This window comes from Streptomyces sp. V4I2, assembly GCF_030817655.1.
Classification (GTDB): Bacteria; Actinomycetota; Actinomycetes; order Streptomycetales; family Streptomycetaceae; genus Streptomyces; species Streptomyces plumbiresistens.
Genome location: NZ_JAUSZM010000003.1, coordinates 6,683,657 through 6,702,880 on the forward strand (window position 1 = coordinate 6,683,657; position 19,224 = coordinate 6,702,880).

Here is a 19,224-nt window from a genome sequence, read left to right on the forward strand (position 1 = left end):
ACGAGTGCTGCAGCCGTGCTGACGCCCGGGCTTGCATGAGGGCTCTGTTTCCAGAGGTACGGAAACAGAGCCCTTATGCACATGCGAAAAAGATCAGTAGCGGCGCGTAATAAGCGCCCTCTTCACTTCCTGGATCGCCTTCGTGACCTCAATCCCACGTGGGCAGGCATCCGTGCAGTTGAACGTCGTCCGGCAGCGCCAGACACCGTCACGGTCGTTCAGGATCTCCAGTCGCTGCTCCGCCGCATCGTCGCGCGAGTCGAAGATGAAGCGGTGGGCGTTGACGATGGCGGCCGGGCCGAAGTACTGGCCGTCGTTCCAGAAGACCGGGCAGGACGACGTGCACGCCGCACACAGAATGCACTTCGTCGTGTCGTCGAAGCGTTCGCGGTCCTCGGCCGTCTGGAGACGCTCGCGCGTGGGCTCGTTCGTCTCCTTCGTGATGAGGAAGGGCATCACGTCGCGGTACGCCTGGAAGAACGGGTCCATGTCCACGACCAGGTCCTTCAGGACCGTCAGGCCCTTGATGGCCTCCACCGTGATCGGCTTCTCGGGGTTGAGGTCCTTGATCAGGGTCTTGCAGGCGAGGCGGTTCTTGCCGTTGATCCGCATGGCGTCCGAGCCGCAGATGCCGTGCGCGCAGGAGCGGCGGAAGGTCAGAGTGCCGTCCAGCTCCCACTTGATCTTGTGGAGGGCGTCGAGGACGCGCTCCTTCGGGTCGATCTCCACCTGGAAGTCTTCCCAGGTCGCCTCGGCCGAGACCTCGGAGTTGAAGCGACGGATGCGGAAGGTCGCCGTGATGTACGGGGAGTCGGCGAAGCCGGGCTCGGGCGTGCCGGCCGCGTCCGCCTTGTCCAGGGTCGGGGTTGCCATCAGTACTTACGCTCCATCGGCTGGTAGCGGGTCTGGACGACCGGCTTGTAGTCGAGACGGATGGACTCGGTGCCGTCGTCGCCCACCTCGCGGTAGGCCATGGTGTGGCGCATGAAGTTGACGTCGTCGCGGTTCGGGTAGTCCTCGCGGTAGTGACCGCCGCGGGACTCCTTGCGCGCCAGGGCCGACACCGCCATGACCTCGGCCAGGTCGAGCAGGTTGCCCAGCTCGACGGCCTCCAGGAGGTCGGTGTTGAACCGCTTGCCCTTGTCCTGGATCGAGACGTTCAGGTAGCGCTCGCGGAGCTCCGCGATCTTCTCCACGGCCGTCTTGATGGTCTGCTCGGTGCGGAACACCATCACGTTGGCGTCCATGCACTCCTGCAGCTCGCGACGGATCACGGAGACCCGCTCGGTGCCGGTGGAGCCGCGGAGGCGCTCGACCTGGTCGATCACCTGCTGCGCCGGGTCCTCCGGCAGCTCGACGTAGTCCGCCTTCTGCGAGTAGTCCGCCGCCGCGATGCCCGCCCGCTTGCCGAAGACGTTGATGTCCAGCAGCGAGTTGGTGCCGAGGCGGTTCGCCCCGTGGACGGAGACGCAGGCGACCTCGCCGGCCGCGTACAGGCCGGGGACGACCGTCGTGTTGTCCGCGAGGACCTCACCCTCGACGTTCGTCGGGATGCCGCCCATCGCGTAGTGCGCGGTGGGCTGGATCGGGATCGGGTCCGTGTACGGCTCGATGCCCAGGTAGGTGCGCGCGAACTCGGTGATGTCCGGGAGCTTGGCGTCCAGCTGCTCCGGCGGGAGGTGGGTGAGGTCGAGGTAGACGTGGTCACCCTCGGGGCCGCAGCCGCGGCCTTCCCGGATCTCCGTGTAGATCGAGCGGGACACGACGTCTCGCGACGCCAGGTCCTTCATCACCGGCGCGTACTTCTCCATGAAGCGCTCGCCGTCCTTGTTGCGGAGGATGCCGCCCTCACCACGGGCGCCCTCCGTCAGCAGGATGCCCATGCGCCAGATGCCGGTCGGGTGGAACTGGAAGAACTCCATGTCCTCCAGCGGCAGACCCCGGCGGTAGACGGCCGCCTGGCCGTCGCCCGTGAGGGTGTGCGCGTTGGACGTCACCTTGAAGAACTTGCCGGTGCCGCCGGAGGCGTAGATCACGGCCTTCGCCTGGAAGACGTGGATCTCGCCGGTCGCCAGTTCGTAGGCGACGACGCCGGCCGAGCGCTTGACGCCGTCGACCTCGGTGATCAGTTGGTCCAGGACGTAGAACTCGTTGAAGAACTCCACGCCCTCCTTGACGCAGTTCTGGTACAGCGTCTGGAGGATCATGTGACCGGTGCGGTCGGCCGCGTAGCAGGAGCGGCGGACCGGGGCCTCGCCGTGGTTACGCGAGTGACCGCCGAAGCGGCGCTGGTCGATGGTGCCGTTCGGGGTGCGGTTGAACGGCAGGCCCATCTTCTCCAGGTCGAGGACGGAGTCGATGGCCTCCTTCGCCAGGATCTCGGCGGCGTCCTGGTCGACCAGGTAGTCGCCGCCCTTGACCGTGTCGAAGGTGTGCCACTCCCAGTTGTCCTCCTCCACGTTGGCCAGCGCGGCGGCCATGCCGCCCTGCGCGGCGCCCGTGTGGGAGCGGGTGGGGTAGAGCTTGGTCAGCACGGCGGTGCGGCTGCGCTTCGTCGACTCGATGGCGGCGCGCATACCGGCGCCGCCGGCGCCGACGATGACGGTGTCGTACTTGTGGATCTTCATGGGTGGATTACCTCAGCCCCGTGCCTAGCGGATGTTCGGGTCGAAGGTGAAGATCACCAGCGTGCCCAGCAGGATGGTGAACACCGTGGCGGTGTAGAGCAGGCCCTTCAGCCACAGGCGGGTGCCCGGGCGCTCCGCGTAGTCGTTGATGACCGTGCGCAGGCCGTTGGCGCCGTGCAGCATCGCGAGCCACAGCATCAGCAGGTCCCAGACCTGCCAGAACGGGGACGCCCAGCGGCCCGCCACGAAGGCGAAGCCGATCTTGGAGACGCCGCCGTCCAGCACCAGCTGGATCAGCAGGTGGCCGATGACCAGGACGACCAGGACGACGCCCGACAGCCGCATGAACAGCCACGCGGCCATCTCGAAGTTGCCCCGCGTGGACTTCGGGGTCTTCCTCGTGCGCTGGCGCGGGGCCTCGATGAGGGGAGCCGGGTTGTCGACGCTGTAGAGGGACTCGCCCTCGACAGGGCCGATACCGGACGCGGCGGTTTCGGTGGTGGACATATGCGCGTCAGCTCCCGAACAGTTCACGGTAGGCGTGGCCGAGGACGGGGTAGATCGCCCCGATCATCAGCACGACCCACACGCCCACGACGGTCCAGAGCATCTGCTTCTGGTAGCGCGGGCCCTTCGACCAGAAGTCGACGGCGATGACACGCAGTCCGTTGAGCGCGTGGAAGAGGATGGCGGCGACGAGGCCGTACTCCAACACGGCCACGAGCGGCGTCTTGTAGGTGGCTACGACGTTGTCGTAGTCCTCGGGGGAGACACGGACGAGCGCAGTGTCCAGCACATGAACGAACAGGAAGAAGAAGATGAGGACGCCGGTGACTCGATGAGCCACCCAGGACCACATTCCTTCCCGGCCGCGGTACAGCGTTCCAGCCGGCACGGAAGAACCCTCCGGGAGCGGGGATTGGGGCCGCGCCGGCTTCTGTGTCGGACGGGCCCGGCCGGGTACGGTCCACCGGCCCCCAGCATCGTAGCGAGACGCTGGCGCTGGGCTTACGCGGGGCCTCTCGGTGTGATCAAAGTGGCACGCGTATGGGTGAGGGCCGGCGGGTTCTGGGGTGGGGTGTCCTGCTATGTGCCGGGTGCGGGTGCGTGGGGGCTGGTCGCGCAGTTCCCCGCGCCCCTGAGGTACGTCACCAGACGGCCCCTTGCCAGGCGGCGGAGTTCCTCTGCTGTCACCCCCCGCTCCTCCTCCGGATCGTTTGTCAATCGTGACCGGATGGCCGCCAGTACGTGATCGATGGCCTCCTCGGGGGCCAGGTCGTCCAGGCAGATGACGAACCGGTGTCCGAACCGGGCCTCGTACGCCGCTTGCGCCGCCGCCAGCGCCATGTGTGCCGCCCCGTACGCGTCGTCCGGCAGTACCGGCAGCGTCTCGGCTGCCAGCGCTTCGGCCAGGTCGCCCGGTGTCAGGTCGTACGCCGCCTCGTCGGATGCGGCGAGGAGGGAGTCCGGGTTCGGGTAGGGGCGGTGGGCGGCGACGCGGGTGGCCCAGCGGAGGCTGTGGAGGCAGGTGAGGAGGGTGTGGCGGATCTCGTCGGCCGGGGCGGTGTTGAAGTGCTCCAGCGGGGCAGGTGTGCCGGGCGTGTCCCGGGTCTGCTCGGGCAGCGAGGATATGGCCACTCGGCCAGGAAGATGTGGGGGCGTCACGTGGGTTTCGGCAGAGGATGATGTGAGATATGTGGCGCCACGCTATCGAGGGCGGACATCGTGTGTCCGACCGATGCCCGAATTTCATCCGAACGGGAGAGTTTCAGAACGTGTGGTGGACGCGTCCGGGTCACCCGAGGGCCTAGCGTTGTCGCTGTGAGTCAGCACAGGCGGAGTCAGCACAGTCGCAGGACACCGGTGAAGAGCGCGTTGAAGCAGACGTGGGTGCTGATCGTCGCGGTGGTGGTCGTGACGGTCGCGGCCGGAGTGGGCCTCGGCCTGCTGGCCACCGGCGACGACGGCGAGGGCGGCGGTGAGCCCGTGGGGTCGGCGCAGCAGCAGCCGGCCCCCACCGCCTCGAAGACCCCGAGTCCTTCCCCCACCCGCTCCTACCCGCTGTCGCAGCCGCCCCGCACCATCCCCGCCGTCCGCACCCACACCCCGGCGCGCGGGCCCGGCTGGACGCCGGACAAGGGCGAGCGGGTCGTGGTCAGCGACGGGGACCTCGCCGACGAGGGGCGGCTGCTCGCCGGTGAGCTGGGGCTGACGTACGCGGGGCAGCAGGGCGACGTGCGCGCCGGGGACGTACGGCTGGCGCTCAATGACGACGAGGGCGCGGATCCGGAGTCGTACACGATGACCGTGCGCGGCGGGCGGGTGACCATCAGCGGGCCCGCGGACGCGGGGGTGTTCTACGGCACGCGCACGCTCAAGCAGGAGGTGCACGGCGGCGGTACGGCGCCGGAGGGCGTCGTGCGGGACGAGCCGGCCAAGCCGGTGCGCGGGTTCCAGCTGGACATCGCGCGCAAGCACTTCACCGCGGACTGGATCGAGGACCGGGTCCGGGAACTCGGCGATCTGAAGATCAACCAGCTGGGGCTGCACTTCTCCGACGACCAGGGGTTCCGGATCGAGTCCGACTCCCACCCGGAGGTCGTGTCCCAGGAGCATCTGACAAAGGCGCAGGTCAGGCAGATCGTCGCGCTCGCCGCGAGCCGGCACATCACCGTGGTGCCCGAGATCGACTCGCCGGGGCATCTGGGCGCCGTGATCGCCGCCCACCCGGACCTCCAGCTGCGCAACACGCGGGGCGTGGCCACGCGCGGGGCGGTGGACATCTCCGATCCGGACTCCGCCGAGATCGTCGACGACCTGCTGAACGAGTACGCCGATCTCTTCCCCGGCGACCAGTGGCACCTCGGCGGCGACGAGTACCAGGCGCTGGTGGTGTCCGACCCCGAGGCCTCCTACCCGCAACTCGCCTCCGCCGCCCGCGAGGCGTTCGGCTCCGGCGCGAGCGTCGAGGACCTCACCACCGGCTGGCTCAACGACCGGGCCGACACGGTCCGCGCCCACGACAAGACCCCCCGCGCCTGGAACGACGGGTTCTTCGCCGGTACGTCCGTCAAGGCCGACGCGGACATCCAGGTCGCGTACTGGACGGGCAAGGAGATCGGGGCGCGGCTGCCGACCGCGTATCTGAGCCAGGGGCGGAAGCTGATCAACTACAACGACGAGTTCCTGTACTACGTCCTCGGGGAGCCGCTGACCTTCGTCTATCCGACCGGGCAGCGGATCTACGAGCAGTGGACGCCGCTCGTCGTGCGCGGCACGCAGCCGGTTCCGGCGAAGTACGACGACCAGATCCTCGGCGGGGTCTTCACGGTGTGGGGCGACCTGCCGAACTCGCAGACCCAGGCGCAGGTCGCCACCGGGATCCGGATGCCGCTCAGGGCGACGGTCCAGAAGCTGTGGGACCCGGGGAAGCCGGAGCTGTCGTGGTCGCAGTTCAAGGCGCTCGCGGACCGGCTCGGCTGAAACCGGATCGGGGCGGATTGTCCCGTCCGGCTGCGAACGGCCGTACGAATATGGTGTATTCGGGCGGAGCCGTACGGAGAGCAGCCGGGGGGAACCGGAATGGGTTACTGGGGGTACTTCGTCGTCGGTCGCGGGGAGCGGCCGCTCGCGGAACTGGAGGCGTTGTCCGGCGTCAAGGGCATGTCGTTACGGGCCTCGGCGCCGGGCGGGTGGCAGGTGTGGGAGTACCCGAGCGGTGACGGCGACGTCGGGAGCATGAACGGGCTCGCCGTGGAGACCGGCGCGCCCGCGCTCTTCGGGTACGTCATGGACAGCGCGACCGTGGTCGTGGAGGCGGCGGGGCCCGAGAGCGGGGCGTGGACGAGCTGTCTGGGCCGGGCGGCCATGGCCACGTATCTCGGTGCCGACCGGGAGGGGCTGACCCTGGAGGACTACTTCCTGGAGCCCCGGGACGCCGCCGAGCGGGCCGTCGCGTGGGCGCTGGAGGCGGGGCACGAGGTCGCCGCCGAGACGGTGGTCGACGTGCTGACCGCCGACTCCGACCCCGGGTCGGGTCTGTTGGCCGAAAACCTGTTCTTCCGGCTGCTCGACCGGCTCGGCGTGGTGCCCCTGTGACACTCCCGGGCCGTCGCGCGCAGTAAGGGGAAGTGCGGGCTCCGTTAGGGATGACCGCCTGGCGAGGGAGCGTGGAATGAGCCTGGTGGAACTGATCGCTCAGGCCGATGAACGCGGACTGGCGGCCAGTGGGCTGGCTTGTTTGGATCGGTGTCTGCCCCTGCTGGGCGGGGACGACGAAGTGCTGCGGCCGCTGTGGGCCGACCTCGCTGACGGCGCTGACGGCGGTGACGTCGGCGACTGGGGCGTGCGCATCGCCCAGGTGCGCGACAAGCTCGCCGGCGCCGGCCCCGCGGAGTCCGCCGGGGACGAGGCCGCGCTGCTGGCCCGCCGGATGCTCGAGGCCGCCCCGGCCGAACGGTCCGCCGCCGAGGTACGGGTGTGGGCCGACGGCTGCTCCGTCGCCGCCCTGCACATCCACCGCCTCCTCGACCCCTCGGCCGGCCCGGTGTCCTCGGTCGACGCCCCCCGCGAGGGCCGTACGGAGGGCGTGTCGCCCCTCGTCGCCGCCGAACTGCGCCGCCAGGTCACCGTCCTGGAACTGCTCGCCGAACACGGCGCGGGCGGCGTTCGGCGGGCGCTTGAGGTGTCGACGGAGGGGCGGCGGGTGCTGCGCGCGGTGGTGTCGCGGCGGTCCCGGAAGCGGGGTTGACGCACCTCAGAGACTCCTCAGACCATCAGCCACTTGACCACCGCGTCCCCGTACAGGGCCGTCTGCTTGTAGAACGCGGTCAGGTCCCGGTGGGTCGCGGCGAAGGCGGCCCGCACTTCGGGCTCCGCGTCCGGCTCGGCGTACGGCCGCAGGAGTTTCTCGCGTGTGCCCTGCCACAGGTCGTCGAAGTCGGCCGCCGTGAGATACGCGGCAACCCGGGCCGTGTGGGCCGCGGTGAGCAGCAGGAACGGTGGCTGGGCCGCGTCGGGGTGGAACACCGGGCGGCCGCCCAGGACCACTTGGCAGGGAGGGCCGTCCGGCGCGTGGTTCGGGGGGATGCCGGAGTAGAGGAACTCATGGTCGAGGTACCGCTGGTCCAGCACCTCCTCCCGGTGCCGACCGATCCGCTCCCGCACGGAGTCCCAGTCGTCGTCGAACAGTCGTTGGAACCAGGTCGCGCTGTTGCGCAGGGCCGGGGGCGGCACCGCGCGGAAATGGAAGTACGTGTTCATCAGAGAGAGGAGCGCGCGGGAGCGGCGAATTGTCACACCCGGGTAAACCTCATTCCTGAGGGAGTCCTGTGGCTGTCGTGGGGCGGCGGTGGGGCGGTCCTGCACCGGTTGCGGAAAGTCTCCTGATCCGGGTGACGAAACACCGCCCGACCACGCTTTTCCCGATGTGACGACTGTGACGACCAATCAGGAGACCAGGCCCTCCGCCGCGGCCAAGCCCGTGCGGTGGGCGGCGGACGTGGTGGCCACCCTGCGCGAGGGGGCGCGGCTGCGGCTCGACTACTCGGCGCAGAGTCTGTGGAGCGTCGACCGGATGATCGAGGAGATACGGCGGGACGGGGCGCCGTACGCCGCCGTGGAGACCGTGCTGCGCGGACTCGGGGCCTACGCCGGTGAGGTGGTCGTCCGTCAGACCGGTGCCGAGTGGTGGGCCTCGGGCGGCGACCACTGGATCCGCACCCCCGACAACCGGCTGTGGGACCCGATGGACGAGGCGCGGCGGTGCTTCGCCGGGGACGGGTCGCTGCGGTTGCTGTGCCGGGACGCGACGGCAGGGAAGTGACGGCAGGGAAGTGACGGCAGGGAACTGGCAGCAGGGAAGTGACCGTCCGGCCGGGACGCGGCGGCCGGACGGTCACTTGTCTCGAACCGGCGGCTACGGCGTCAGGGTCTGGCCCAGACGGCCGTCCGTCGGTGTGCCCAGTGTGGTCTTGCTGTAGATGGCGGAGTCGGCGTAGCCGAGGCCCGTGCTGTTGCTCGGCAGGTGGACGAGGATGCCGTCGGTGCCGTCCTCGCCGTCGGCGCCGAACGTCAGGTCCGCGCGGCCGTAGCCGGACAGGTCCGCGAGGGTCACGGACGAGCCGAGGCGGTCGCCGGTCTCCGTGGCGCCGGGGATGACGGACGTGTCCTGGGAGACGCCGACCGAGCCGGAACCGGTGAGGCCGGAGGCGCTGCCCTTGACGAGGATCGCGTCGCCCGCGTCGGCACGGTTCACGCCGTCGCGGGTGAGGTCCTCGCCGGGGGCGCCGGCGAGGGCGTCCGCGTAACCGTCGGCGTTGTAGTCGCCGACCGAGACCGAGGCGCCGAAGGTGTCGCCGGACTCGTTGCCGCCGGGGACGCCTGTCGTGTCCTGGTGGATTGTTGTCATGCCGGTCGTCGTGAAGCCCGTCGACGTGCCCGGGACCATGGTGATCTGGCCGCCCGAGATGCCGCCCGACTCGGACGCCACGGGCTGGCCGATGACGATGTCGTCGTAGCCGTTGCCGTTGACGTCGCCCGCGGCGATGGAGCGGCCGCCCCTGACGGAGATCACCCCGGCCTTGGTCAGGCCGGTCGCCGAGCCCGCGAAGCGGACCACGCGGCCGATGCCGCCGGTGTCGCGGTAGTTGAGGGCGACGTCCGCGTAGCCGTCCCGGTTGAAGTCGCCGGTCGCGGCGTCCAGGTAGGCGACCGAGCCGGTGGCGGAGGTGAGCGCGCCGTACTGGTACTTGCCGCTGCCCAGCCGGACGTTCCAGTTGCCGCCCTTGCCGCTGCCGGCCGCGAAGACGTCCGCCTTGCCGTCGCCGTTGAAGTCGCCGACGGTGACGGCGGAGCCGAGCTTGGCGCCGGCCGCCGTGATCCCTGAAGTGCTGTACGAGAAGCCGGTGTTGAGGGCCGGGCCGTACATGACGGCGACCTGGCCGCGGTCGGTGCCGAGGGTGTCGTCCTCGCCGGGGGTGCCGATGGCGAGGTCGGCGTAGCCGTCGCCGTTGACGTCTCCCCAGGCGGTGGAGGTGCCGAAGGCGTCACCGGTCTCGGTGGCACCGGGGACGCCCGGGCTGTTCTGGGTGAGCGTGATCTTCGCGGCGGGGACCGGGCCGTCGACGCTGCCGGGGATCACCTTCACCGCGTTCGCCTTGGGGACGCCCGCGACCAGGTCGGTGACGCCGTCCCGGTTGTAGTCGGAGGTGGCCAGGGCGTGCGAGATGCCCGGCGTCTTGGCGACCTGGGCGACCCGGGTGAGCTTGGAGTAGAGGTGCGCGCCCGGGCAGGCCGTGGCGTTCGTGTCCCGGTGTCCGAAGACTCTCGGCAGCGTGATCGACTGACCCTTGGGGACCTTGTTGCCGTCGACGCCCTGATCCGAGCCCGAGGTCAGCGTCACCTTGCCGGTCGGGTCGATGCCGTACATCCCGAACTTCCAGGCCACGATCCGGGAGATCGCGTCCAGTGCGGCCCGGCTCGGCTGGGCCGTCTCGTAGTTGCCGATGTACGAGATGCCGACGGTGTTCGTGTTGAAGCCGATGTCGTGCGCGCCGATCACCGGCAGGTCCATGCCGCCGCTGCGGCCCTCGAAGATCTGGCCGCACCTGTCGACGACGAAGTTGTAGCCGATGTCGAAGTAGCCGCGGGCGAAGTGGTCCTGCTGGATGGACCGCAGCCGGGCGGCGGACTTCGCGCAGGACAGGGTGTTGTCGCTGTCCACGCCGGTGTGGTGGATGACGGCGGCCTTGATCTCGGCGCCGTACTCCGGCGTGCCGTCGTAGTCCGTCGAGGCGCCCCACTGGGCCTGGGTGATGACCGGCGGCTTGACGACGGTCGAGGGGCGGGGAGCCGGGACGGTGGAGGTGGGGGTCGGGGAGGCCGTCACCGACGGGGAGGCCGAAGCCGACGCCGACGCCGACGCCGACGCCGACGCCGACGCAGACGCAGACGCAGAGGCAGAGGCAGACGCAGAGGCAGAGGCAGAGGCCGACGCAGACGGAGAGGCGGAGGCGGAGTCGGTGGGCGTAACGGTCACCGAATCGGTGGGCGTCGGCGTGGTGGTCTCCGCCACGAACGCGGCCGGCTCCGGGCCGGACGCCGCGGTCCGCTTCGGATCGGTCCCCGGATCCAGCAGCCGCACGTCCATGCCGGCCGGCTGCCCGCCCGCCTCCGTGCCGTCCGCCGTCACGACGCGCACCTCGATGCCGTCGGCGTCACCGGTCCACATCGATTCCGTGCCGCCGCGCAGGGCCGCCCGCTCGCCCTCCGCGCCGTCCGCCTGGCTCGGCTCGACCGTCAGCTTCTGCCAGCCGGACCACTTGCCGGTCTCCAGGTCCCGGGTGCGCACCTCGGGCGTGCCCTTGGCGCCGGCTTCCGGGTCGTCCCAGGTCACCAGGACCGCGCTGAAACGGTTCGTCTCCTGCTTGGCGAGCCCCTTGCGCCCTCCGCCCTCGCTCCTCAGCTTCAGGGTGTGGACGGCCGGTGCACGCCCCTGGCCCTTGGCGTCGGACCGCGCGGGCTGACCGGCCATCGCGTACGTGACGACGCCCGCACCGCTCAGGACGACGGCTCCGACCGTCAGCCAGGCTCTTCGTCGCAGACTCAACGGCCTGTACGCATGGGTCTTGCGAGGACTCAACTAACCCACCCCTACACAAATGGACATGAAAAAGGCACCTGTCACACAGGTCCCACTTGGACAGCGCACAGACTCCGCCGGACGTCACCGAACAGCTGAGACGGAAGCGGCCAGTGATGTTTGTGAGGCGGTATCCGCTTGGTCAAGCGGGGGGAGTGGCCGGTGGCGGGAGCTCCCGAGACCGACCGAAGGGGGCCGACATGGGCAAGGGAATGGGCACGAGGGACGAACCCGGGCCGTGCGCAAGGGAGATGAGACCGCACGCGACGGCCTTCGTCGCCCGCGTCACCGCACGCAACCGCCTGCCGCTGGACTACTCCGTGGCCAGCCTGCGCGTCGTCGACTTCCTGATCGACGGACTGCGCAAGGGCGGCGCCGACCGGGAACGGGCGCGCGAGACGCTGCTCGGGCTCGGGGCGTACGTCGGCGAGGTGCTCGTCCGTCGCGCGGGGGCGGTGTGGGTGGACCTCGACGCCGACCAGCGCGGGTACTTCGCCCAGCCGGTCGGCGTACGCATGCCGGACGGGCGGGTCTGGAACCCGCTCGGCAGGGTCCGCAACCGTTTCGACACCGGCGGTCCCGAGGAGTCGCTGCGGACCTTCTACCTCACGTTGCACGGCCGGTCGCGGCGGGTCGTGGCGTGAGATGCCCACACCACCCGGGCCCCTGAGGACGCTGGGACGGCCGGGTGGCTGTGACACTTCGGTGCGGCCAGGCGCTGATCACCGTGGGGGGCAAGGGCAAGGGCGGCGGAATCGGCTTCGTGCGGATCCGCCGCCGACCGGGTACGGACGAGGACGGTTCTTGGCTCAAGGAGGGGAACCCCGCCGGGTGCAGGCGTACGACGGGGAACTGGGCGCGGCCGTCGCGCGGGCCCAGCAGGGTGACGAGGCCGCCTTCGCGGTCGCCTACCGGCTGGTCCAGCCCGGCCTGCTCGGGTACGTGCGCGGTCTCGTCGGCGACGACGCCGAGGACGTGGCGTCCGACGCCTGGCTGGAGATCTCCCGGGACCTTGGCCGGTTCAAGGGCGACGGGGCCGGGTTCCGCGGCTGGAGCGCGACCATCGCCCGGCACCGGGCGCTGGACCATCTGCGCCGCCAGAAGGTACGGCCCCGGCCGTCGGCGCTCGAACAGGACGTACTGGATCTGCCCGGTCCGCACAGCACGCACGACCAGGCGCTGGAGGCCATCTCCACGGAGTACGCCCTGGAGCTGGTCCGAGGGCTGCCGCGCGACCAGGCCGAGGCCGTACTGCTGCGGGTCGTCGTCGGCCTCGACGGCCCCGCGGCCGCCCGCGTCCTCGGCAAGCGCCCGGGCGCGGTGCGCACCGCCGCCTACCGGGGGCTGAAGCGGCTGGCCCGCCAGCTGGGCGGCGAGAGCACGGACAAAGGTATGACGGATGACGGTCCCCGGACGCTGGGGGAGTCGACATGACGGGCGACAGTGACAACTGGACGCCGGACGGCCCGATCCGACGGGACGGTCCGGCCGGACCGGACGACGGGAACGGACACGGTATGGGTGAGCGGCAGAACGGCAGCGGGGTTCCCGACCGCCGACGCGTACGCCCTGACGATCGGCTTCCGGGCGGTCCCGCGGTCGACCCCGCCGCGTTGGAGACCCTGCTCGCCGCCGCCATGCGCGCCGGCACGGTCGACGCCGACGCCGAGCAGCGGGCCGTGGCCGCCTTCCGGGACGCCCGGGACGCGGGTGCGCACCGGGCACGCACCCGGCGCCGGGACGACTGGCGGCCCCGGGAGCAGCGGAGTGCGGCACGTTCGCTGCGGACCACGCTGTCCGTGTTCCTCGCCAGCCTCGCGCTGGGCGGTGTCGCGTACGCCGCGATCGGCTCGTCGGGGGACTCCCCCTCGGACGGCGCCGGGGACGACCGCGGCCGTGCCACCGCCTCCGCGAGTGACGAGGCCCGGCCGGGCGGTCCGACGACCGCGCCGGGGTCCGGTCCCACGGACCGGCCGGGCACCGCGCAGGACACCGAGGCCCACTGCCGGGCGTACGAGCAGGTCCAGGGCCGCGGCAAGGCGCTCGACTCGACGGCGTGGCAGTGGCTGGTGGCGGCCGCGGGCGGTGAGGCGAAGGTGCCTGCCTACTGCGCCGAGCAGCTGGCGCGGGCGACGGCCGAAAACAAGCCGGTCAACCCTGGCAATCCGGGCAAGACGGTCAAGCCGAGCAAGTCCGCCAAGGGCGGCGCGGGTTCCGGATCGGCCGGTGGCAACGCCGGCAGCGGTCAGGCCGACGGCAATGCCGACACCAATGCCGACACCAATGCCGATAACAATCAGGAAAAGGCCGACAAGGCCGAGGGAAAGAACTAGCCGTCATGGCAACGGCCCGCCACGGCGGGGAAGAACCACCCGCCACGGCAACGGCCGGGGCCGCCACCCCCCACAGGAGAGGCCCCGGCCGTCGCGCGGCACGGGCCGCGCGGCGGCCCGTACTTCCTACAGCGCCATCGGTGCGTTTTGTGTCACACCCCCGGTGTCACTCGCCCCGTCCGAGGTAGTTGCATCTTGTACGGACATGGACGGGCAGCGGTTTCAGGTCGTAACGTGCCTTTCGCGCCGGGCGCGGAAGGTGCAGGACCACCGCAACCATCGGCGGCTCGAAGCCGCGACCATCGACTGAGGAACACTGTGCTGGGGGACGACGCGGAGCTGACGGCCGCCGTGCTTGCCGCGCAGGACGGGGACGAGACCGCGTTCCGGACTGTGTACCGCACGGTGCACCCGCGGCTGCTCGGGTACGTACGGACACTGGTCGGCGACCCCGACGCCGAGGACGTGGCGTCCGAAGCGTGGCTGCAGATAGCCCGTGACCTGGACCGGTTCAGCGGCGACGCGGACCGCTTCCGCGGCTGGGCCGCCCGGATAGCCAGGAACCGCGCGCTGGACCACATACGCATGCGCGGCCGCCGCCCCGCGATCGGCGGCGACGAGACCGAGCTGACCGGCAGACCCGCCGACTCCGACACCGCGGGCGAGGCCATGGAGTTGCTGGCCACCGACAGCACCCTCTCCCTCATCGCCCGGCTGCCGCAGGACCAGGCCGAGGCGGTCGTGCTGCGGGTGGTCGTGGGCCTGGACGCCAAGACCGCCGCCGAGACGCTCGGCAAGCGGCCGGGTGCGGTACGGACGGCCGCGCACCGTGGTCTGAAACGGCTCGCCGAACTCATCGACGGCGATCCGGAATCGGCGGGCGGCCTCGACGCCCTGCCGCCCCCGCGAGAACCGCGCGGACGGGCGGTGACGTCCGCGAGTGTGACGGATACACGTGCGCGGACGCAGAAGGACATGTGATGGCCGACGAGCACTATAGGTGGCTGGACCGCGAAACGGCGGAGCGTCTGCTGAGCGGAGAGTCCCTCGATGCTGTCGACGCGGCCGACCGCGACCAGGCCGAACGGCTCGCCAAGACCCTCGGCGCACTCTCCGTCGACTCGCCTTCCAGTGCCGAACTCCCTGGTGAGGCGGCCGCGTTGGCCGCTTTCCGCAAGGCGCGCACGGATCGCGTGGACGACTGGGTCGGCGACCGGGCCGTTGACGGCAGCGGTGCGCGAGCCTCCCGGGACCGGCGCTCCCGGCCCCGTTCCTCCGACGCCGGCCTGGTCCGCATCGGCGGCCCGGAGCCGGGCGCCCCGCGCCGCCGCCGCACCCGCCCCGTGCGCCTCGGGCTGGCCGCCGCGCTGGCCGTAGGCATGGTCGGCGGGGTCGCGTACGCGGCCGGAACCGGAGCGCTGCCGTTCAACGACTCCGAACCGGAACCCGCCGCCTCCGTCTCGGCCGCGGTGACACCGGACCGCCCGCTGGTGACGCCCTCGCCGAAGGGCCCGGAGAGCGAGCCCACCCCCGACGGCGCCACCGGCGACACCGGGCAGGGCTCCTCCCGCGACACCGCACGCGGCGGCTCGGCCACGCCGGACGACGGCCCGCACACCGGCACCGGCAACGGCGCCGACGGCCAGGAAGGCCGCTCCGGCGGCGAGTGGAGCGAGGCCTTCTCGGCCTGCAGTGCCGTGCGCGACGGCGAGGAGCTGAGCTCCGAGCGCAAGCGCGCCCTCGAGGGCGCGGCCGGCGGCGCCGCAAAGGTGTGGAAGTACTGCGCCGGCGTGCTCGCCTCCGGTTCCTCCGAGCAGGACGCCCACGGCGACGACAAGGGCGGCAAGGGCGAGCAGGACGGCCAGGAAGACAACGAAGTCAAGGGCGACCGCGGCGACGGGGACGGCCGGAACGCGGGCGAGGGCTACACCGGCGGCGGCAACGGCACCGGCGGCAACGGCCACCACACGAACGGCGGCCTGGCCACGCCGTCGCCCGCCGCGTCCCTGGAGCCGGAGCCGGCGACGCCCTCGGACGGATCGACGCCCAGCCCGACGTACAGCGCGCTCTGATCAAAAAGACGTCACTGACCTGCGGGTTCGTGGGTCGCGCGAGTTCCGTCGAAATTCTTCCGCGGTGAGTGTGACGTTTTCGGCCGCCGTGGCGCAGTAATGAGTGAGCCGACTGGTCATCGGCCGTCGCACAGAGCCGGGGTTCCCCCCGTACTCGCGGCTCGTGCACCTAGGCGCGGGCGGGACACGTTCCCCCGGTCCCGCCCGCGCCCCATACCTCTCTCCTCGCGCCTCACCAGTGGACGACGACCTTGTCGCCGTTCCGCACCTGTGTGAACAGGTCCGCGATCGCCGCCTCGTCCCGTACGTTGACGCAGCCGTGCGAGGCACCCCCGTATCCCTGGGCCGCGAAGTCCGAGGAGTAGTGCACCGCCTGGCCGCCGCTGAAGAACATCGCGTACGGCATCGGCGAGTCGTACAGCGTCGACACGTGGTGCCGGGACTTCCAGTAGACGCTGAACACGCCCTCGCGGGTAGGCGTGTACTGCGAACCGAAGCGGACCTCCACGGTGCTGACCGTCCGCCCGTCGATCATCCAGCGCAGGGTCCGGCTCGACTTGCTGATGCACAGCACCCGCCCGGTCAGGCAGCGCGGATCCGGTGCGTCGGCCTGCTGCCCGCCCATCAGATACAGGTCCCACTTGCCCGGCTCCCGTGTCATCCTCAGCAGCCGCTGCCAGGTGACGGTGTCGGTCTCGCCGGTCTTCGGCAGCCCGCGCTTGCCCTGGAAGCCCTCGACCGCCCGCTCGGTCAGTTCGTCGTACGACCCCGTCGGCCCGTCGAAGAGCCAGGCCACCTGCCGCAGCCGGGCCTGGAGCTCACGGACGTCCCGGCCGGTGTCGCCCCGGGACCAGAGGACTTGGGGCGCGGGCTCGGTCTCCTTCTCGGTGGGCGCGGAGCTCGGCTTGTCGTCCTTCGGAGTGGCCGAGGGACTGCTGCCGGGAAGTTCGATGCGCACCGGCGAGTCCTGCTTGCCGTCCCCGTCGGCGGCCCGCACCGTACAGGCGCTCAGCGCGGCCAGGGCCAGCAGCGCGGCGAACCATCTCCCCATGCCCTCAGTACGCACAGCGACCCCCCGTCGTCTCACCGATGTGCGCCGATGCCACCTGAGATGTCTGCCCCCGGATGACTGGTTGCGAACGGCGCGGCATTGTTGTGACCGGGACCGCAAAAGTCCTGTGAGCAAGGTCCCAGCGTGCTCCCCTCCACCGGGTGCACGCCCACCGCTACAGTCCGTCGAAGGGTCGGACCGTAACCGGCGAGTAACAGCTCAGCGGGAGGCAAGCACACCATGGCGCGCGAGTCGGAGTCCGGACTGCCCATCGAGCCGGTGTACGGTCCCGAGGCTCTTCAGGGCTGGGACCCGGCGGAGAAGCTGGGCGAGCCGGGGAAGTATCCCTTCACCCGGGGCGTGTACCCCTCGATGTACACCGGCCGCCCCTGGACCATGCGGCAGTACGCCGGCTTCGGTACCGCGACCGAGTCGAACGCCCGCTACAAGCAGCTGATCGCCAACGGCACGATGGGTCTGTCGGTCGCCTTCGACCTGCCCACCCAGATGGGCCACGACTCCGACGCTCCGCTCGCGAGCGGCGAGGTCGGCAAGGTGGGCGTGGCGATCGACTCGATCGACGACATGCGGGTGCTGTTCGGCGGGATCCCGCTGGACAAGGTCTCCACGTCGATGACGATCAACGCCCCGGCGGCCCTCCTGCTGCTCATGTACCAGCTGGTCGGCGAGGAGCAGGGCGTCACCGCCGACCGGCTCACGGGCACGATCCAGAACGACGTGCTCAAGGAGTACATCGCGCGCGGGACGTACATCTTCCCCCCGAAGCCCTCCCTGCGTCTGATCGCCGACATCTTCAAGTACTGCAAGGCCGAGATCCCGAAGTGGAACACCATCTCGATCTCCGGCTACCACATGGCCGAGGCGGGTGCCTCGCCCGCACAGGAGATCGCGTTCACGCTCGCCGACGGCATCGAGTACGTCCGTACAGCGGTCGCGGCCGGCATGGACGTCGACGACTTCGCGCCCCGGCTGTCCTTCTTCTTCGTGGCTCGTACGACGATCCTGGAGGAGGTCGCCAAGTTCCGCGCCGCCCGCCGGATCTGGGCGAAGGTGATGCGGGAGGAGTTCGGCGCGAAGAACCCCAAGTCGCTGATGCTGCGCTTCCACACGCAGACCGCGGGCGTGCAGCTGACGGCCCAGCAGCCGGAGGTGAACCTGGTCCGGGTGGCGGTCCAGGGCCTGGGCGCGGTGCTGGGCGGCACGCAGTCGCTGCACACGAACTCCTTCGACGAGGCGATCGCGCTGCCGACGGACAAGAGCGCGCGGCTTGCGCTGCGCACCCAGCAGGTCCTTGCCTACGAGACGGACGTGACGGCGACGGTCGACCCCTTCGCCGGCTCCTACGTCATCGAGAAGATGACCGACGACGTGGAGGCCGCGGCGATCGAGCTGATGGCCAAGGTCGAGGAGCTGGGCGGCGCGGTCGACGCCATCGAGCACGGCTTCCAGAAGGGCGAGATCGAGCGGTCCGCCTACCGCATCGCGCTGGAGACCGACTCCGGCGAGCGGGTCGTGGTCGGCGTCAACCGCTACCAGCTCGACGAGGAGGAGCCCTACGAGCCGCTCCGCGTCGACCCCGCCATCGAGGCACAGCAGGCGGAGCGCCTGGCGAAACTCCGTGCGGAGCGGGACCAGGCGGCGGTGGACGCGGCCCTGGACGCCCTCAAGAAGGCCGCCGAGGGCGAGGACAACGTCCTCTACCCGATGAAGGACGCGCTGCGGGCCCGGGCGACGGTGGGCGAGGTCTGCAACGCGTTGCGGGCGATCTGGGGCACCTACGTGCCGAGCGATGCCTTCTGAGCTGGGCGATCACTCCGTATGAGTGATCACGAGCTGAATCTGCGTGCCTCCGGTTACGCCCGTTGCAGAGTGGGCCCCGAAATGGAGGACGCCATGGCCGTACTGCAGCAGGAGCTGACCCTGGGCGAGGCTGCCGACCAGCTTGCCCGTGCACTGCCTGGCCACCGCGTGGAGATTCTCCAGGGGAGGCTCACTGCGACACCGCCGCCGGATGGCACGCACCAGCTGTCGCTGACGAAACTGGGCAGGGCTTTCGACCGGGCGGGGATCGTTGAGGCAGGGCATGAGTACGTTCAGGGGATCGGCCTCTGGCTTCCCATGCTGCCTGAGGACTTCGCGATCCCTGACTTCTCCATCGTCGACGCGGACTTCCGCGACGCCCACGTCAAGAAGAACTACTACGCACCCAACGTCTTCCGTATGGTCGTCGAAGTAACGTCGTCGAACTGGTCCGACGACCTCGGCCCCAAGGTCGAGTGCTACGCCGAGGCCGGCATCCCGGCGTACCTCATCGCCGACCGCAAGCATGGCGAGGTCCTCCTCTACACCGACCCGGTCGACGGAAAGTATCCCGGCCTTCAGCGCTTCAAGCGGGGCCAGAGCGTGCCCGTTCCGGAATCCGTCGGCGTTCGCGTCGAACTCTCCGTTGACACCCTCCTCGACGGATGACAGGGCGCCG

Annotated in this window: 19 protein-coding genes; 11 read left to right on the top strand and 8 right to left on the bottom strand. The window is 70.6% G+C overall.

Annotated elements, in window-relative coordinates:
- Window positions 1-93: 93 nt before the first annotated feature.
- From QFZ76_RS31740 to QFZ76_RS31760, 5 genes are all read right to left on the bottom strand, one after another.
- Window positions 94-873, bottom strand: a complete 780-nt coding sequence (locus tag QFZ76_RS31740) for a succinate dehydrogenase iron-sulfur subunit (RefSeq protein ID WP_266434683.1) — start codon at window positions 871-873, stop codon at window positions 94-96.
- Entirely contained in the window at window positions 873-2,627 is a 1,755-nt protein-coding gene (gene sdhA, locus QFZ76_RS31745; RefSeq protein ID WP_307676905.1) for a succinate dehydrogenase flavoprotein subunit, read from the bottom strand. The genes QFZ76_RS31740 and sdhA overlap by 1 nt, the downstream gene beginning before the upstream one ends.
- Window positions 2,628-2,651: 24 nt before the next feature.
- Window positions 2,652-3,134 (bottom strand): succinate dehydrogenase hydrophobic membrane anchor subunit, encoded by a 483-nt coding sequence (locus tag QFZ76_RS31750; RefSeq protein ID WP_307676906.1) that lies wholly within the window; start codon window positions 3,132-3,134, stop codon window positions 2,652-2,654.
- Window positions 3,135-3,141: 7 nt separating this feature from the next.
- Window positions 3,142-3,522: a succinate dehydrogenase, cytochrome b556 subunit gene (gene sdhC / locus QFZ76_RS31755; protein ID WP_266434677.1), complete on the bottom strand. Its 381-nt coding sequence runs from the start codon at window positions 3,520-3,522 to the stop codon at window positions 3,142-3,144.
- 191 nt (window positions 3,523-3,713) lie between these two features.
- Complete coding sequence (locus QFZ76_RS31760) at window positions 3,714-4,292, bottom strand: 2-oxo-4-hydroxy-4-carboxy-5-ureidoimidazoline decarboxylase (RefSeq protein ID WP_373464378.1); 579 nt, start codon at window positions 4,290-4,292, stop codon at window positions 3,714-3,716.
- A 198-nt stretch (window positions 4,293-4,490) separates the two neighbouring features.
- Here QFZ76_RS31760 and QFZ76_RS31765 point away from each other — a divergent pair, with 198 nt between their 5' ends.
- From QFZ76_RS31765 to QFZ76_RS31775, 3 genes are all read left to right on the top strand, one after another.
- Window positions 4,491-6,110: a glycoside hydrolase family 20 protein gene (locus tag QFZ76_RS31765; protein WP_307676908.1), complete on the top strand. Its 1,620-nt coding sequence runs from the start codon at window positions 4,491-4,493 to the stop codon at window positions 6,108-6,110.
- 99 nt (window positions 6,111-6,209) lie between these two features.
- The gene (locus QFZ76_RS31770) at window positions 6,210-6,725 is read left to right on the top strand and encodes a hypothetical protein (RefSeq protein ID WP_307676909.1); all 516 of its coding nucleotides are present in this window, start codon (window positions 6,210-6,212) and stop codon (window positions 6,723-6,725) included.
- A gap of 76 nt (window positions 6,726-6,801) precedes the next feature.
- A complete protein-coding gene (locus QFZ76_RS31775; protein WP_307676910.1) occupies window positions 6,802-7,377 on the top strand; it encodes a hypothetical protein in 576 nt (191 codons plus the stop codon).
- 17 nt (window positions 7,378-7,394) lie between these two features.
- On the opposite strand, the gene QFZ76_RS31780 is transcribed toward QFZ76_RS31775, so the two are convergent.
- The gene (locus QFZ76_RS31780; protein ID WP_307676911.1) at window positions 7,395-7,889 is read right to left on the bottom strand and encodes a DUF1877 family protein; all 495 of its coding nucleotides are present in this window, start codon (window positions 7,887-7,889) and stop codon (window positions 7,395-7,397) included.
- 175 nt (window positions 7,890-8,064) lie between these two features.
- Here QFZ76_RS31780 and QFZ76_RS31785 point away from each other — a divergent pair, with 175 nt between their 5' ends.
- Complete coding sequence (locus QFZ76_RS31785; RefSeq protein WP_307676912.1) at window positions 8,065-8,451, top strand: hypothetical protein; 387 nt, start codon at window positions 8,065-8,067, stop codon at window positions 8,449-8,451.
- 93 nt (window positions 8,452-8,544) lie between these two features.
- Here QFZ76_RS31785 and QFZ76_RS31790 read toward each other — a convergent pair whose 3' ends face one another.
- Complete coding sequence (locus QFZ76_RS31790) at window positions 8,545-11,160, bottom strand: FG-GAP-like repeat-containing protein (RefSeq protein WP_373464547.1); 2,616 nt, start codon at window positions 11,158-11,160, stop codon at window positions 8,545-8,547.
- A gap of 359 nt (window positions 11,161-11,519) precedes the next feature.
- Between QFZ76_RS31790 and QFZ76_RS31795 the strand changes: the two genes are divergently transcribed.
- The 5 genes from QFZ76_RS31795 to QFZ76_RS31815 all read left to right on the top strand — a co-directional run bounded on the left by QFZ76_RS31795 (window position 11,520) and on the right by QFZ76_RS31815 (window position 15,673).
- Window positions 11,520-11,912, top strand: a complete 393-nt coding sequence (locus tag QFZ76_RS31795) for a hypothetical protein (protein WP_307676914.1) — start codon at window positions 11,520-11,522, stop codon at window positions 11,910-11,912.
- A 160-nt stretch (window positions 11,913-12,072) separates the two neighbouring features.
- Window positions 12,073-12,702 carry an RNA polymerase sigma factor gene (locus QFZ76_RS31800; RefSeq protein WP_307676915.1) on the top strand — a complete coding sequence of 210 codons (630 nt, stop codon included), beginning with the start codon at window positions 12,073-12,075 and terminating at the stop codon, window positions 12,700-12,702.
- Entirely contained in the window at window positions 12,699-13,601 is a 903-nt protein-coding gene (locus QFZ76_RS31805) for a hypothetical protein (protein ID WP_307676916.1), read from the top strand. Before QFZ76_RS31800 ends, QFZ76_RS31805 begins: the two co-directional genes overlap by 4 nt.
- 318 nt (window positions 13,602-13,919) lie before the next feature.
- Entirely contained in the window at window positions 13,920-14,582 is a 663-nt protein-coding gene (locus tag QFZ76_RS31810) for an RNA polymerase sigma factor (protein ID WP_307676917.1), read from the top strand.
- On the top strand, window positions 14,582-15,673 hold the full coding sequence (locus tag QFZ76_RS31815; protein WP_307676918.1) for a hypothetical protein: 1,092 nt from the start codon (window positions 14,582-14,584) through the stop codon (window positions 15,671-15,673). The genes QFZ76_RS31810 and QFZ76_RS31815 overlap by 1 nt, the downstream gene beginning before the upstream one ends.
- Window positions 15,674-15,905: 232 nt before the next feature.
- Here the strand turns inward: QFZ76_RS31815 and QFZ76_RS31820 are convergent, their stop codons facing one another.
- A complete protein-coding gene (locus QFZ76_RS31820) occupies window positions 15,906-16,724 on the bottom strand; it encodes a L,D-transpeptidase family protein (protein ID WP_307676919.1) in 819 nt (272 codons plus the stop codon).
- A 240-nt stretch (window positions 16,725-16,964) separates the two neighbouring features.
- Here QFZ76_RS31820 and QFZ76_RS31825 point away from each other — a divergent pair, with 240 nt between their 5' ends.
- Window positions 16,965-18,545 carry a methylmalonyl-CoA mutase gene (locus tag QFZ76_RS31825; protein WP_307676920.1) on the top strand — a complete coding sequence of 527 codons (1,581 nt, stop codon included), beginning with the start codon at window positions 16,965-16,967 and terminating at the stop codon, window positions 18,543-18,545.
- Between the two features lie 93 nt (window positions 18,546-18,638).
- Window positions 18,639-19,214 (top strand): Uma2 family endonuclease, encoded by a 576-nt coding sequence (locus QFZ76_RS31830; protein WP_307676921.1) that lies wholly within the window; start codon window positions 18,639-18,641, stop codon window positions 19,212-19,214.
- The last annotated feature ends 10 nt before the right edge of the window (window positions 19,215-19,224 follow it).

Bases quoted from the DNA above. Each gene is read 5' to 3' on its own strand.
- QFZ76_RS31740 (WP_266434683.1), bottom strand. From the start codon at position 873: ATGGCAACCCCGACCCTGGACAAGGCGGACGCGGCCGGCACGCCCGAG.
- sdhA (WP_307676905.1), bottom strand. From the start codon at position 2,627: ATGAAGATCCACAAGTACGACACCGTCATCGTCGGCGCCGGCGGCGCC.
- QFZ76_RS31750 (WP_307676906.1), bottom strand. From the start codon at position 3,134: ATGTCCACCACCGAAACCGCCGCGTCCGGTATCGGCCCTGTCGAGGGC.
- QFZ76_RS31770 (WP_307676909.1), top strand. From the start codon at position 6,210: ATGGGTTACTGGGGGTACTTCGTCGTCGGTCGCGGGGAGCGGCCGCTC.
- QFZ76_RS31775 (WP_307676910.1), top strand. From the start codon at position 6,802: ATGAGCCTGGTGGAACTGATCGCTCAGGCCGATGAACGCGGACTGGCG.
- QFZ76_RS31780 (WP_307676911.1), bottom strand. From the start codon at position 7,889: ATGAACACGTACTTCCATTTCCGCGCGGTGCCGCCCCCGGCCCTGCGC.
- QFZ76_RS31790 (WP_373464547.1), bottom strand. From the start codon at position 11,160: ATGGCCGGTCAGCCCGCGCGGTCCGACGCCAAGGGCCAGGGGCGTGCA.
- QFZ76_RS31795 (WP_307676914.1), top strand. From the start codon at position 11,520: ATGAGACCGCACGCGACGGCCTTCGTCGCCCGCGTCACCGCACGCAAC.
- QFZ76_RS31805 (WP_307676916.1), top strand. From the start codon at position 12,699: ATGACGGGCGACAGTGACAACTGGACGCCGGACGGCCCGATCCGACGG.
- QFZ76_RS31815 (WP_307676918.1), top strand. From the start codon at position 14,582: ATGGCCGACGAGCACTATAGGTGGCTGGACCGCGAAACGGCGGAGCGT.
- QFZ76_RS31820 (WP_307676919.1), bottom strand. From the start codon at position 16,724: ATGGGGAGATGGTTCGCCGCGCTGCTGGCCCTGGCCGCGCTGAGCGCC.
- QFZ76_RS31825 (WP_307676920.1), top strand. From the start codon at position 16,965: ATGGCGCGCGAGTCGGAGTCCGGACTGCCCATCGAGCCGGTGTACGGT.
- QFZ76_RS31830 (WP_307676921.1), top strand. From the start codon at position 18,639: ATGGCCGTACTGCAGCAGGAGCTGACCCTGGGCGAGGCTGCCGACCAG.